Origin of the sequence: Synechocystis sp. FACHB-908 (assembly GCF_014698595.1) — a bacterium.
Classification (GTDB): domain Bacteria; phylum Cyanobacteriota; class Cyanobacteriia; order Cyanobacteriales; family Microcystaceae; genus Synechocystis.
In genome coordinates, this window is sequence record NZ_JACJTH010000035.1 from 116,282 (window position 1) to 128,599 (window position 12,318).

The window sequence follows — 12,318 nt, forward strand, 5'->3', positions numbered from 1 at the left end:
TAAGTAGAGTTGGTTCGTGTTAGACCTCAAGCAAATTCGTGAAAATCCCACCGCTATTCAAAATCGCCTCAATCAAAGAGGGGGCGGGGCAAGTTATGATCTCGAACCCATTTTGGCGATCGCCGCTGAGCAAAAAGCCAAGGAAAGCGAACGAACTGTACTGCAAAGTCGTAGCAATGAAATCGGCAAATTAATTGGCCAAAAAATTGGTCAGGGAGCCGATCCTAAAGGGGAAGAAATTCAAACTTTACGGGAAGAAGGTAATAGTTTAAAAATCCAGTTAGCAGATTTAGAACCCCAGGAAAAAGATCTTAAAGAGCAGTTGCAAAAGCTGTTACTAGAACTGCCCAATTTGCCTTGTGAAACCACTCCCATAGGAGCGAGTGAAGCTGATAACATCGAAGTAAAACGTTGGGGAGATCAATACTTAAAAGCAGAAACAGTAGGAATTTTACCCCATTGGGAAATCGGTGAAAAATTAGGCATTATTGACAGTGAGCGGGGAGTTAAAGTAGCCCAGAGTCGTTTTATTTCCCTCATGAAAGCTGGAGCTGCCTTGGAAAGGGCTCTGATTAACTTTATGCTGGAACGTCACATTGGCGTGGGCTACCAGGAGATTATGCCTCCCATTTTAGTTAACAGCGATTCCCTGCTGGGCACAGGGCAATTACCCAAATTTGCTGAGGAAAGTTTTCAATGTCGGGGGGATGACCTCTGGCTTATTCCCACCGCCGAAGTGCCAGTGACTAACCTTTATCGAGACGAAGTTTTAGACTTAGAACAACTCCCCATTAAACATTGTGCTTACACTCCCTGTTTTCGGCGGGAAGCTGGTAGTTACGGCCGGGATACCAAAGGGTTGATTCGTTTACATCAGTTCAATAAAGTCGAATTAGTTAAATTAGTTAAACCAGAGGAATCCGCCGCTGAACACCAAGCCCTAGTTGCGGATGCAGAAGCTATTCTCCAAGCCCTAGAATTACCCTATCGAGTGGTGGAATTATGTACCGGTGATTTAGGTTTTGGAGCGGCTAAATGCTACGACTTGGAAGTTTGGTTACCATCGGCTAACACCTACCGGGAAATTTCCAGTTGTTCTAACTTCCACGATTTCCAAGCCCGTCGGGCCAACATTCGCTACAAGGAAAAGGGCAAAAAAGGCACCCAATTTGTTCACACTCTCAACGGTTCCGGTTTGGCGATCGGGCGCACCATGGCGGCAATTTTAGAAAATTATTACGAACCCAGCAGCGGTCAGGTTAAAGTTCCCGTCGTCCTGCAGGATTTCCTCAAACGGGATTATCTTTAAACCCATCACTGCATCAAATCGTTACTTTGCCCAAACAAAAACGGTGGTTTATCAACGGATAACCCACCGCCAACAAACTTTCACTAATAATGAACTAAATGGACTGACTCGATGGCTATTCTAGTTTGGAGTTCAATCAAAAAAAGAGATTAGTCATTGTTATGGTTAGTTAATGCTTTTGAGTAAGTAAGGTATTTTACACTCAGCTCAAATAGTAATTAACAAAATAGCCTAGTTTTGTTCGTTGCTGTCAGCTTGATAGGGACGAATGTTAACAATAGTTCCCCCCAGACGGGAAATGCGGCGCATCTCATCATTCATACGGGCATAGGGAACTTTGATAAACACACTACCGCTGCGACGAATATCGTGGGCACTGTTTTCATTGGCATCGGTCTGGCGGAGTCCACTGACTTCATAGACAAAGACACGGTTAGCCGCCTGGGTATTGGAATAGCCCACCAAAGAAGATTGACCTAACATGGCGATTCTAAAAACTCCTGAACACTAAAGTTTTAATTTGCTAATTAGCAAAATCATCTACAAAGACAAAAAGAGAAGCGACCCCAAGTTATTCCCCAAAGGGAAAATAAAGTCAAGCCACTTCTCCTCCTGAACTAAACAGAAATCTAGCTCAAGCTAGCCGGGGTAATACTAGCAACCTTACCCCCCAAACGATTGATTTGTTGTAAGGTCTGGTTGAGTTGTTCAAAGGGAACAATTACCGCCTTATTGCTCCGACGCACTTTGGGATAACCGGGCGCAGAAATGGCTGTAATTTCCACCCGGAACAGCTTACTTGCTTGACCAAAGGGAACCGTACCACCCAACGCTTTTGCTGGGGTATTGCCGGCCCGAGAAGGACGATAGGCCCAACCAGCATTACTGCCACTGGGGCCCACGATCGCCGAAACAGTATTTTGTCCCAACTCCGTTGCCAGACGACTAGAACTGCGCTCTAACTGGGAACGGTCACTGTTAGCATAACCACGGTAAAGACGGAACATGCGGGTAAATCCCACAGTGCGATCGCCTACCTGATTATTAAAACGATAATAGGGAACAATATTTTCCCCAAAGTTCTCTTGGTATTCGACCGAATCAATGTAAGAATCGATATCCGCATCAAAACCCTGATTTTCATAGAGATCGAGATGGAAAATCACCTCATCTTCACTGAAAGGAGCACGACCCAACAGATGTTTGTAGTTGAGTTCAATGACCCGGGTTTGGAAGTTGTTATAAAGGAATTTCTTCTTATAAAGTTCCGACTTGGCCACGGTACGGACAAATTCCCGCACACTAATAGAACCATTGGTCAAAAGAGACTCGGCACCCTTGAGGCGCTCAGAATCCATAATGTAATCGTTGCCTAAAACCTGACGATATACAGCCCGAATCACCATTTTGGCATCATCAAGGCTAAAGTCAGGGCGTAACTCCACAGGACGGGACTCATTATAGGGAGCCACCCCCAATCTGGAGGCTGCGGTTGTAATTGCCACTAAATAATCTCCTTTTACTAACTAGGTTGACAAAAAATCCTGATTCTAGGCAAGGGAAATCATTGTGACCGTATCTCCTTGGCGATTGATTTGTTGCAACTTGGCAGACAAATTATCGTAGGAAACTAGATACTCCGCTTTACCACGGCGCACTCGGGTGCCACGACCGGGGGCCGCCCCTTGAATCACTTGCAAACGATACATTTGGTTACGACTACCCGCCGAAGTTCCCCGCAAACTCTCGGCCGTAGAACCGGCATACACCGGAGAAGCTGTATTGCGAGCCAACTCCCGCGTCAATCGAGAACGGGAACCATTTCCCTGGGAACGATCACTGGTAGCGTAGCCCCGATACACCTGGAAAGAACGGCTGAAACCAACGGTTTTTTGATTCCGCTGGGTAGCAAAGCCGCGGAAATAAGGTACAACCCAATCTCCAAAGTTTTCCGTGTATTCTACGGAGTCAATATAGGAATTGATCTCCGCTTCATAGCCCCCCTGGTGATAAAGATCGGTGTGGAAAGCAATTTCCGACTGATCGTAGGGAGCCCGTCCCAGTAAATGCTTATAATTAAGCTCGATAAAACGATTTTGTGGGTTGGAATGGAAAAACTTCTGCCGGTACACTTCCGACAGAGCCACAGCCCGAACAAAATCCCTTACCGAAATCTCCCTGCCCCGGAGCAAAGATTCTGCACTGGTCAGTCGTTCCTGGGACATGAGATGATCGTTGCCCAAAACTTGACGGTAAACCGCCAGGATAACGGCATCCACCTCTTCCTCTGTACTCCGGGAACGAAGCTCGAGGGGAATAGCCTCATCCACGGCCACAATGCCCAGACGCTGGGCCGAAACTAAACTAGTCATTTTGTTCTCCTAGATAAGTGTCAATAAATACGACAAGACCTGGAAAAGCGGAATATTGTCAACCAGTTGTTAACACTTTCCCACCCTTCCAGGCCAGCTAGAATTAAAAACTGACTAGCTCAGAGCATTGATGGCGTAATCGAGGTAGGAATTAGCTTCGTCACGGGCATCGCCACTCAAGCCGTGGTTAGCTTTGATGTATTTCAGAGCTTCAACATACCAGCTGGGGGAGAGGTCAAAGGTGCGGTTGATTTCATCAATACCGGCGATCAAGTACTCATCCAAAGGACCGGTACCACCAGCAACTAAGCAGTAGGTAACGATGCGGAGGTAGTAGCCGATGTCCCGGGCACACTTGTCTTTACCCCGTTGATCCGCAGCAAAGTTGTTGCCTTGGGTTTGGGTGGTGTAGGGGAATTTGTTATAAACGGCTTGGGCAGCACCATTTACCAAGCTCTGGGCATTGTCGGTCAGAGCTTTAGCGGCTTGCAAACCAGCATTAGCTTGACGTAGACGACCGAAAGCAATTTGCAATTCGGTGCTGCTCAGAAAGCGACCTTGAGAGTCAGCGGTGGAAACGGCTTCAGTTAAAGGGGTTTTCATTGTTCTGGTATCTCCCGTTAGAATGTGAAAATTTTCCTAGATATGTCAGCTTTAAGCTGGATTTTCTCGGGTATGGAACCTGAGTAAAGTTGGTTTTTAAAATAACCAGACTAGGCTACGGCAGCAGCGGCGCGGTCGAAGTAACCAGCGATTTCAGCAACGATAGCACTGCAATCACCACGGGTGATGCCATTGGGATCGTTAACGATGTCCAGGGCAGCTTCTTTCATTTTTTGAACGCCAGCAGCTACGGAAGCACCGGGAACACCCAGGGCAACGTAGGTTTCACGGAGACCGTTCAAGCAACGATCTTCTAGAACGGAAGCGTCGCCGGTGAAGGTTGCGTAGGTAACATAGCGGAGGATGATTTCCATGTCACGCAAACAAGCAGCCATACGACGGCTGGTGTAGGCGTTTCCACCGGGTTGGATTAATTGGGGCTGTTCGGCGAACAAAGCACGAGCAGCGTTGGAAACGATAGCGGAAGCATTACCGGTGATGCGGTTAACAGAATCAATCCGTTTGTTGCCTTCAGCAACGGTAGCGCTCAAAGCATCTAACTGAGAACCAGAGAGGTACTCGCCGCGAGCATCAGCTTGGGAAACAACCCGAGTGAATACGTCGAACATTGAATTAATCTCCTACTTGACTTTATGAGTTGGGATTTTCTTAAACACAATTCCCCCGGATAAACTGAGGGAGTCCAAAGTAATGACCCTAGAGTTATTGTTACTGATCTCCATTAACTTTCGTTAACTACCCGGGGATTTATGAGAGATATTACCTAAATAAATCCAGGGAGAAACACGGAGGCAGCGACAAGGGCCACCGGGATGCTCAAACAGCTCAGCGCCTAGGCTTGAATGCTTTTGCAATCCCACAGTTAACTTTATACAACGGTGATGGGACTTATGTCTGTTACATCTTGTTAATTTTATTCCTGCTTTTTTGTTAAGTAATGTTGCAGGGGATTCTCAGATTGTCCTGGATTGGGAAGGGAAGACAACCAGTTTCGTTCAGCTTATGTTTTAGGGCTAAAATTATGCAATTGATGTTCGGTGCGAACTTTTCTCGTTTTTTTAGTTTCCAGTGGGGTAGGGAAGACTGTTGCCTAGGGAACCACAGCCTACTTTCCTTTTTGAGCTTTTTATCCCACCATTTTGATATTCAGGGACTCTTCTCTACAGGTGGGTATAGATTTGTTAAGTTTATTTTATAACGAAGTCGGGATCGTCTTTGATTTGCCTTGCTAATGGGCTAAATAACTTCATCAGGAGCCATAAACCTTCTCTTCATGGGATTTAGCCCAAGCAACGTCCCTGTGGTTTGTCTGTGATCTAAATCACCTGGTTAATGTGATAGTTTCTCTGGTGGAAAGACTGGCCATGGCAAAGACTGGATGTAGTTAGTGACATTCAAGTCTTTTTTTAGTCATGTTTGATTGTACTGTTGATTGTTTTAGTCTACCCGATGATCTGGCCCTCAAGCGGAAAATTACCGACCTGGAAAAATTATTAAATTGTGCATCCAATAAGCCGGTGGTTGACCACGAAACTAGGGCTGAAATTGTTCACTCCGTGGCCAGCCGCATGGGAAGAGTGGCCTATGTCCGTCGCCTATCGATGGGACGGGTCAGGCAAAAGCGTGGTTGAGGCGTTTACTTGGACGGAGAACTCCCTTTTTTTCCACTTGACTGGTCAATATTTGGCTAAACACTTCCATGTTAGCGGGGACTGACATTCCTTTTCCCTTTCCCTAACCTGGATGTAGTGGGGCAAGATTTTCCCACAACCAATATCCGCAATCAGGTGAGGAAATTAGGATGTTTAATAGTTTTTCGTTCCCTAAGCTGCATTGGCAAGCCCGCCGCTCCACAGCTTTATTGACTACCGTTCTCTTGATGGGAGGGTTGGTTGGTAGTTTTACTAATCCGGTGGAAGCTCGTCCCCGTCCCAACCGTGGCAATGCCGCCCAAAATTCTAACCGATGGAATAACAATAATGCCTATCCCGGCGCTCCTCGGTCTAGCTATAACATAGGTCAACTCTACAATGTGGAAGTGCCGGCCCAAACGATGATTCCTGTGGCGGTTGACCAAGGACAAATCACATTGAGAAGGGGAGAAACCAGGGCGGCCAGTCTCCGCACCACTACGGCCCTCCGTCAATCCGATGGTGTTACGATTATTCCTGCTGGCAGTGAAATTATTGGTCAGTTTCGCCCGATCGCCAATGGTAATGCGATGCAATTTGTGGCCCAACAATTGGTGCTCAATAATGGCGAATATTTACCGATTAATGCCCGTTCCCGTGAGCTTGTCGGTTTTCAAACGGTCAATAAGGGGGCGAGTGCTTCCGATGTGATTATGGGGACTTTGGCTGGGGCCGGCACGGCAACAATCATTTCCGGTACCACCGGCGATCGCCGTATTACACCTCTGGAAGTGCTTGGGGGAGCCGCGGCGGGGGCCTTGGCCGGTTGGGGTCTGCCCACCGCAGGGATTGTTGGCGGTGGCTCGGAAGAATTGTTAACCGTTTCCAGCCGAGATTTGACCCTAATGTTGCAATCTCCCCTCCGCATCGGTAATGGCCAAGGACAAACGGTGCCCACTAATAACAATAGTAACTGGCGTAATGCTAGTTGGTAGATAGTGGATAGCGCCAAACCAGATAACCTCGTATGGATTGTCACTTTTGAAATATAAAGTGACTTTTTTGTCAATGAAATTTAAAATTTCTTAAAATTAATTGGGTAAACAGTAACATTTGTGACGGTCTACTCCGGTTAAATCCCCTAACGTAGCTTCTAATTCATTCACTAGGAATAAATACTCATGAGTGTTTTCCCCGCAGAAACCTGTCCCGTGTGTGGCGTCACCATTGAAAATGGCTCCAAGGTGGTTTTTTCCTCTGGGCCGGCGGGAACGAGGGCCCGGCTCTGGGCCAGGGTCTGCAATTTTGCCCGTAACACCAGTTGCATCAATCAAGATGAAGCGGCGATCGGTAATGTTTCCAGCCGGGATTATTACGACTAGTATTTTTATGTCTAGACTGTTTTTGCTCGACTAAATTAAGTCAAATTTTGCCCAGTTTTCCCATGTTTATGTCTGGCTTTGGCCAAAGGGGAGCTGGGCTCTCGCTTGAATATTAATCTTGCTTATTGTTGGGGCTGTGGTAAATCCGACTAGGCATGGGCTTCAGTTATCCACTAGGGCAGAAGGATTTAATGGAAGCGGTGTGAGTGTGGGCAATTTAAATTTTGGCGATCGCCTCACAATCCTGAAACCTCCTTGTTAAAGGATGGTTTAACCTGGGACAATTTCGCCTCAATTTTAGGTTTAAGCCGGTCTAACTCCTGCTTAAGTAACCGTTTAGTCACCTGGGGTTTACCACCGGGCATGGATTGACTAGTTTGGGCCCACTCCTTGAGCAACTTACACTGATTGGGGGCAACGGTAGCGGTCAACATATGCTGACAGCGAGTGGGATTTTCCAACGCAAAAAACAGCAACCAATAGGTACCGGATTCCCCCAACATCTGGGCAAAACTCTGACCCGACCTAGTCTTTAAATCCAAATAACAGGGCAACCAGCGGGGACCATATTCCCGATGGTAGAGCACCGTAATCCACAGCACCATGGGATGGGGAGAAGTCATCAGTAAAAATTGGTTGTAGCGGATGCTGGACATCCGGGTGAGGATATCCTCTTGATTCAACATCACCCACAAACTAGCCAATTTTCCTTCAGCGGCGTTGAGCACATAGGGAAAAACAATTTTCTGTTTTGGTTTATCGGAGGGCCACTCTAACTGCTTACAGAGTTCACTCACCAGCGGCAACCGCGTTTCTGGGACGATTCCCGGGCCCCGCTGGGCCACCACCGTTGCTTCCATATCCGTGTTGAGTAAATGGGGAGCAATCTGGGTTTTCTCGGTGTCGGAAATGGGGGGAGCTTTGATTTCCGCTTCAATGGCATCGATCGCCCGGATAATCACATCCACCGATTGGGGACGACCTTTGGGGCTTTTGGCCAGGCAGTTCATCACCAAGGCTTCGAGGGAAGCGGGGATTTTATAACGGGCGGAAAAGGGATGGGGCTTAGTGTGATGATGGGCTTCATACCAACCCCCAAAGGAAGAATTGTCTGGGAACAGGGGCATTTCCCCCGTTAGCATTTCGTACATCATCACCCCCAGACTGTAAATGTCCGAACGGCTATCTAACTCTTTGCCCTCCATTTGCTCTGGGGAACAATAGGCAAGGGTACCCATAAAAGCTTGGGTTTTCGACTCCTCTGCTGCTTGTACTAATTTGGCGATACCAAAATCGAGAATTTTAACCAGTTCCCCCAGGGCGGGGTCTTCCACCAACAGTACGTTGCTGGGCTTGATATCCCGGTGGACAACGGGGCAGGCTTCCCCTTGGTAAATAATTCCTTTATGGGCACAATCCAAGCCAAAGCAAATTTGCCTAGCTATTTTTAAAAAGCGCTCTACTTTGAGGGGACGGTATTTAATCACGTCACTAATGTTTTCCCCTTGGAGGTATTCCATCACGTAGAAGGGAATTTCCTTTTCGTCCAGGCCGTAATCCCGCACCCGCACAATGTGGATACTTTTTTCCCCCAGTAGGGCCGAAATAGTGGCTTCCCGTTCAAACCGTTCCTTCATGCGGGGATTGAGCAAGGCTTGGGAAAGGAATTTGACTGCGACGGTGACTCCCCCAAGGAGCTTATCTTCCGCTCGGTAGACTTGACCCATAGCTCCACTACCCACCAACTCAACCAGTTGATAGCGATTGGCCAATAGACGGCGGTGACGGGAGTCAGGGGTCATAGCGCAAATATCTCAGCGACGAGCGGTGACGTTAATTTTTTGAGCAACAAGCAATCAATATCGATCCCTAGCCTCAACCCTGTCTTTCCAGGGTGGCTTCCATTGTACTGGTCAAGGAGTGGCCGGTGAGCATCCCACTAGCTAAATAATAACGACGATCATTGAAGCGGTAAAAGGTTTCAAAGCCACTCTGCCGTTGGCGATCGCCTAGGACCCAATAGCGCTGAACAATGGCATGGTTAGAGAGCCAGCCTTCCCCTTCTACTCTCCCTAGTTGACTGTGTTGCAAAACGTAGGTGTATTGGGACTCTCCGCCATTGAGACGCCCCCGATACTGACAGGATATATCTTGGTGACTACTACCAGGAAAACTAAACTTGGTCACCATGGTAAACCAATCTTCCTGATTCCAAGCTATCAGGGCACCTCCCTTGATTTCCAGGGGAGATTGATTGCGCTCCTGCCAAAAGCCCTCTAGATGCCATCGGCCTGGCTCCAATAGGAAAGTGTGGGCCAAAGTGTTTTTCTCCGGTTCCGTGCAATTCCATTGTCCCTAATTCTGGCAGTGAGCTCAGGAAATATCACAAAAAATCCACACCACAATTGCCACTATTTAGTTTAGTGATGGGGAGTCTAGTCAAAAAACAGTAAAAACAATGACATTGTTGTTCTAGAACAGTAGTCAAAGTTACAATATAAGGACATTTTATTGGATTCTAAGTTTTTATAGGACTACGTGGGGAATGGTAAATTCAGCAGTTCGCTCCCTGGCCATTGTGGGGGGAGTGCATGGTAATGAAAGGACGGGGGTGGAGGTGGTGCGTCGCTGGCAACAGAAAGATTTTGCTCGATATTTTCCGGCATTGAAGTGTCACTATTTCTTGGCTAATCCCCGGGCGATCGCCGCCAATCGTAGATATATTAACCAGGACTTAAACCGTTGTTTTCGGCCCCAGGACCGCAAAAACCCCTATCTAATGGGCTATGAGCAGTTGCGGGCTCGGCAGTTGGCCCATCAAATTTCCCTGGCGGGGATTGATTTCATTGTGGATTTGCACACCACCACTGCGGCCATGGGCACAACTTTGATTTTAAACTGCCCCCATCCCCTGCTCCTCAACCTAGCGGCTTATCTCAGCGCCCAGGATGAGGAAATTCGAGTGTTGCAGTATTCTCCCCAAAAGGATTTACCCTACATTCGTGGCCTGTGTGAATTAGGCTTAACCATCGAACTAGGCCCCGTCCCCCAGGGGGTCTATGACCCAACGGCGATCGCCAAAACCCAACGGACCTTGGCCCGAATTCTAGCCTATCTCCAGGCCTCGACCTCCGGTAATGTTCCAGCGGCGGATAACTGCACTGTTTATCAGCAGATAGACACTATTGATTATCCCAGGGATGAACAAGGACAGATTGTGGCGGAAATTGCGCCCCACATCCGGGATTACCAGGCGATTAAACCAGGCACACCATTGTTTTACCATCGCCGGGGTAATGTTACGCCTTACCAGGGAGCTGCGACGGTTTACCCCGTATTTATTGGTGAAGCGGCCTATGTGGAAAAGGGCATTGCCATGGCGTTAACCCAGCGCAAAACCATTGCCATTTGACGGACTGATGATCATTGATCATGCAATCACCGGGTTGATAAGGTCGACAAAATAGAAAGAAATCTTCCGGGCGATCGATAAAGTGGGGAATTTGAGCTAACCTTTGATGGCACTATGTGGAGGTCAATCACTGGATAGCCATGGCGGATTGTTTTTTTGTCACTGGGGGCACGGGCTTTGTCGGGGCTAATTTGGTCCGCCATCTGTTGGAGCAGGGTTATCAGGTGCGGGCGTTGGTGCGGGCTTCCAGCCGTCCCGATAATTTGCAAAATTTACCCATAGATTGGGTCGTGGGAGATTTGAATGATGGGGATCTTCACCAACAAATGCAAGGCTGTCAGGGTCTCTTCCATGTGGCGGCCCACTATTCCCTTTGGCAAAAAGACCGGGAAGCTCTTTACCGCAGTAATGTTTTAGGCACGAGAAATATCCTGGCCTGTGCCCAAAAAGCAGGCATTGAACGCACTGTCTACACCAGTTCCGTGGCGGCGATCGGCGTTAAAGGGGACGGTCAAAGGGCGGACGAAAGTTATCAAAGTCCAGTGGAAAAGTTAATTGGAGCCTATAAACAGTCCAAATATTGGGCGGAACAGGAGGCATTGACAGCGGCCCAGCAAGGCCAAGACATTGTCATTGTTAATCCCAGCACTCCCATTGGCCCCTGGGATATTAAACCTACTCCCACGGGAGAAATAATTCTGCGCTTTCTGCGGCGACAAATGCCAGCCTACGTTAACACTGGCTTGAATTTAATCGATGTGCGGGATGTGGCGGCGGGGCATCTCCTGGCTTGGCAACGGGGAAAAACTGCTCTGACCAGAGGCGATCGCTATATTTTGGGCCATGAAAATATCAGTCTTCAAGGGATTTTGGCCCATCTATCTACCATTACGGGGTTACCCGCCCCGAAAAATACGGTTCCCCTTTGGTTACCCTTGACCTTTGCCTGGGTGGAAGAAAAAGTTCTGGCTCCCCTGGGGCGATCGCCTTCGGTGCCCATGGATGGGGTTAAAATGTCCGCCCAGGAGATGTATTACGATGCTAGTAAAGCGGTGCAGGAATTGGGGCTACCCCAGTCCTCTATCAAACAGGCTTTGGCAGATGCGGTGCATTGGTTCCAAAACCATGGCTACGTTAAGACCCAATAATTCTAAGAACGTGTTTGGAAAGTTTTATTCTGCCCCCCAAATCCCCCAATACTGGGGGACTTTCACTCAGTTTCCCCCCAAATTTTGGGGGCCAGGGGGGCTTTTAAAACAGGCTCTAAGTCCCTTGTCGTTGCACTGGAACGGAGAAGATTTTCCTGTAGTTCCAGATGATGCGTCGCTATCATCCCATCTGAATTCAACCCATACTTGATTCCAATTTTTATCATTTTCCATGACTATTCAACTAACTGTACCCACCATTGCCTGTGAAGCCTGTGCCGAAGCTGTGACCAAAGCCGTGCAAAATGAGGATGCCCAAGCAACGGTGCAAGTGGATTTAACCAGCAAAAAAGTCACCATCACCAGTGCTCTGGGGGAAGAACAACTACGAACGGCGATCGCCTCGGCGGGCCATGAAGTTGAGTGAAGTGTAACAGAGG

Annotated in this window: 14 protein-coding genes; 7 read left to right on the plus strand and 7 right to left on the minus strand. The window is 48.0% G+C overall.

What is annotated here, in order from left to right:
* Nucleotides 1-16 precede the first annotated feature (16 nt).
* Entirely contained in the window at nucleotides 17-1,309 is a 1,293-nt protein-coding gene (gene serS / locus H6G46_RS12485) for a serine--tRNA ligase (protein WP_010871856.1), read from the plus strand.
* A 231-nt stretch (nucleotides 1,310-1,540) separates the two neighbouring features.
* Here serS and H6G46_RS12490 read toward each other — a convergent pair whose 3' ends face one another.
* From H6G46_RS12490 to H6G46_RS12510, 5 genes are all read right to left on the minus strand, one after another.
* On the minus strand, nucleotides 1,541-1,792 hold the full coding sequence (locus H6G46_RS12490) for a phycobilisome linker polypeptide (RefSeq protein WP_010871857.1): 252 nt from the start codon (nucleotides 1,790-1,792) through the stop codon (nucleotides 1,541-1,543).
* Between the two features lie 146 nt (nucleotides 1,793-1,938).
* Nucleotides 1,939-2,814: a phycobilisome linker polypeptide gene (locus tag H6G46_RS12495; RefSeq protein WP_010871858.1), complete on the minus strand. Its 876-nt coding sequence runs from the start codon at nucleotides 2,812-2,814 to the stop codon at nucleotides 1,939-1,941.
* A gap of 45 nt (nucleotides 2,815-2,859) precedes the next feature.
* Nucleotides 2,860-3,681, minus strand: a complete 822-nt coding sequence (locus H6G46_RS12500; RefSeq protein WP_010871859.1) for a phycobilisome linker polypeptide — start codon at nucleotides 3,679-3,681, stop codon at nucleotides 2,860-2,862.
* Between the two features lie 114 nt (nucleotides 3,682-3,795).
* Nucleotides 3,796-4,284: a phycocyanin subunit alpha gene (gene cpcA / locus H6G46_RS12505; protein ID WP_010871860.1), complete on the minus strand. Its 489-nt coding sequence runs from the start codon at nucleotides 4,282-4,284 to the stop codon at nucleotides 3,796-3,798.
* Nucleotides 4,285-4,394: 110 nt separating this feature from the next.
* A complete protein-coding gene (locus tag H6G46_RS12510; RefSeq protein WP_010871861.1) occupies nucleotides 4,395-4,913 on the minus strand; it encodes a phycocyanin subunit beta in 519 nt (172 codons plus the stop codon).
* Between the two features lie 804 nt (nucleotides 4,914-5,717).
* On the opposite strand from H6G46_RS12510, the gene H6G46_RS12515 reads away from it, so the two are divergent.
* From H6G46_RS12515 to H6G46_RS12525, 3 genes are all read left to right on the plus strand, one after another.
* On the plus strand, nucleotides 5,718-5,936 hold the full coding sequence (locus tag H6G46_RS12515; RefSeq protein WP_010871862.1) for a hypothetical protein: 219 nt from the start codon (nucleotides 5,718-5,720) through the stop codon (nucleotides 5,934-5,936).
* Nucleotides 5,937-6,106: 170 nt separating this feature from the next.
* On the plus strand, nucleotides 6,107-6,931 hold the full coding sequence (locus H6G46_RS12520) for a hypothetical protein (RefSeq protein ID WP_010871863.1): 825 nt from the start codon (nucleotides 6,107-6,109) through the stop codon (nucleotides 6,929-6,931).
* Nucleotides 6,932-7,117: 186 nt separating this feature from the next.
* Nucleotides 7,118-7,318: a hypothetical protein gene (locus H6G46_RS12525; RefSeq protein ID WP_020861498.1), complete on the plus strand. Its 201-nt coding sequence runs from the start codon at nucleotides 7,118-7,120 to the stop codon at nucleotides 7,316-7,318.
* A gap of 236 nt (nucleotides 7,319-7,554) precedes the next feature.
* Here the strand turns inward: H6G46_RS12525 and H6G46_RS12530 are convergent, their stop codons facing one another.
* On the minus strand, nucleotides 7,555-9,120 hold the full coding sequence (locus H6G46_RS12530; RefSeq protein WP_014407170.1) for a serine/threonine-protein kinase: 1,566 nt from the start codon (nucleotides 9,118-9,120) through the stop codon (nucleotides 7,555-7,557).
* Between the two features lie 73 nt (nucleotides 9,121-9,193).
* On the minus strand, nucleotides 9,194-9,637 hold the full coding sequence (locus tag H6G46_RS12535; RefSeq protein WP_020861499.1) for a hypothetical protein: 444 nt from the start codon (nucleotides 9,635-9,637) through the stop codon (nucleotides 9,194-9,196).
* Nucleotides 9,638-9,863: 226 nt separating this feature from the next.
* Here H6G46_RS12535 and H6G46_RS12540 point away from each other — a divergent pair, with 226 nt between their 5' ends.
* The 3 genes from H6G46_RS12540 to H6G46_RS12550 all read left to right on the plus strand — a co-directional run bounded on the left by H6G46_RS12540 (nucleotide 9,864) and on the right by H6G46_RS12550 (nucleotide 12,305).
* Nucleotides 9,864-10,730, plus strand: a complete 867-nt coding sequence (locus H6G46_RS12540) for an aspartoacylase (protein ID WP_010871867.1) — start codon at nucleotides 9,864-9,866, stop codon at nucleotides 10,728-10,730.
* A 140-nt stretch (nucleotides 10,731-10,870) separates the two neighbouring features.
* The gene (gene hpnA / locus H6G46_RS12545) at nucleotides 10,871-11,878 is read left to right on the plus strand and encodes a hopanoid-associated sugar epimerase (RefSeq protein WP_014407077.1); all 1,008 of its coding nucleotides are present in this window, start codon (nucleotides 10,871-10,873) and stop codon (nucleotides 11,876-11,878) included.
* A 232-nt stretch (nucleotides 11,879-12,110) separates the two neighbouring features.
* Complete coding sequence (locus H6G46_RS12550; RefSeq protein WP_010871869.1) at nucleotides 12,111-12,305, plus strand: heavy-metal-associated domain-containing protein; 195 nt, start codon at nucleotides 12,111-12,113, stop codon at nucleotides 12,303-12,305.
* Nucleotides 12,306-12,318: the final 13 nt, after the last annotated feature.

Excerpts from the sequence above, each read along its gene's own strand:
- H6G46_RS12520 (WP_010871863.1), top strand. The coding sequence starts at position 6,107 with ATGTTTAATAGTTTTTCGTTCCCTAAGCTGCATTGGCAAGCCCGCCGC.
- hpnA (WP_014407077.1), top strand. The coding sequence starts at position 10,871 with ATGGCGGATTGTTTTTTTGTCACTGGGGGCACGGGCTTTGTCGGGGCT.
- H6G46_RS12515 (WP_010871862.1), top strand. The coding sequence starts at position 5,718 with ATGTTTGATTGTACTGTTGATTGTTTTAGTCTACCCGATGATCTGGCC.
- H6G46_RS12510 (WP_010871861.1), bottom strand. The coding sequence starts at position 4,913 with ATGTTCGACGTATTCACTCGGGTTGTTTCCCAAGCTGATGCTCGCGGC.
- H6G46_RS12530 (WP_014407170.1), bottom strand. The coding sequence starts at position 9,120 with ATGACCCCTGACTCCCGTCACCGCCGTCTATTGGCCAATCGCTATCAA.
- H6G46_RS12540 (WP_010871867.1), top strand. The coding sequence starts at position 9,864 with ATGGTAAATTCAGCAGTTCGCTCCCTGGCCATTGTGGGGGGAGTGCAT.
- H6G46_RS12525 (WP_020861498.1), top strand. The coding sequence starts at position 7,118 with ATGAGTGTTTTCCCCGCAGAAACCTGTCCCGTGTGTGGCGTCACCATT.
- H6G46_RS12500 (WP_010871859.1), bottom strand. The coding sequence starts at position 3,681 with ATGACTAGTTTAGTTTCGGCCCAGCGTCTGGGCATTGTGGCCGTGGAT.
- H6G46_RS12550 (WP_010871869.1), top strand. The coding sequence starts at position 12,111 with ATGACTATTCAACTAACTGTACCCACCATTGCCTGTGAAGCCTGTGCC.
- H6G46_RS12490 (WP_010871857.1), bottom strand. The coding sequence starts at position 1,792 with ATGTTAGGTCAATCTTCTTTGGTGGGCTATTCCAATACCCAGGCGGCT.
- cpcA (WP_010871860.1), bottom strand. The coding sequence starts at position 4,284 with ATGAAAACCCCTTTAACTGAAGCCGTTTCCACCGCTGACTCTCAAGGT.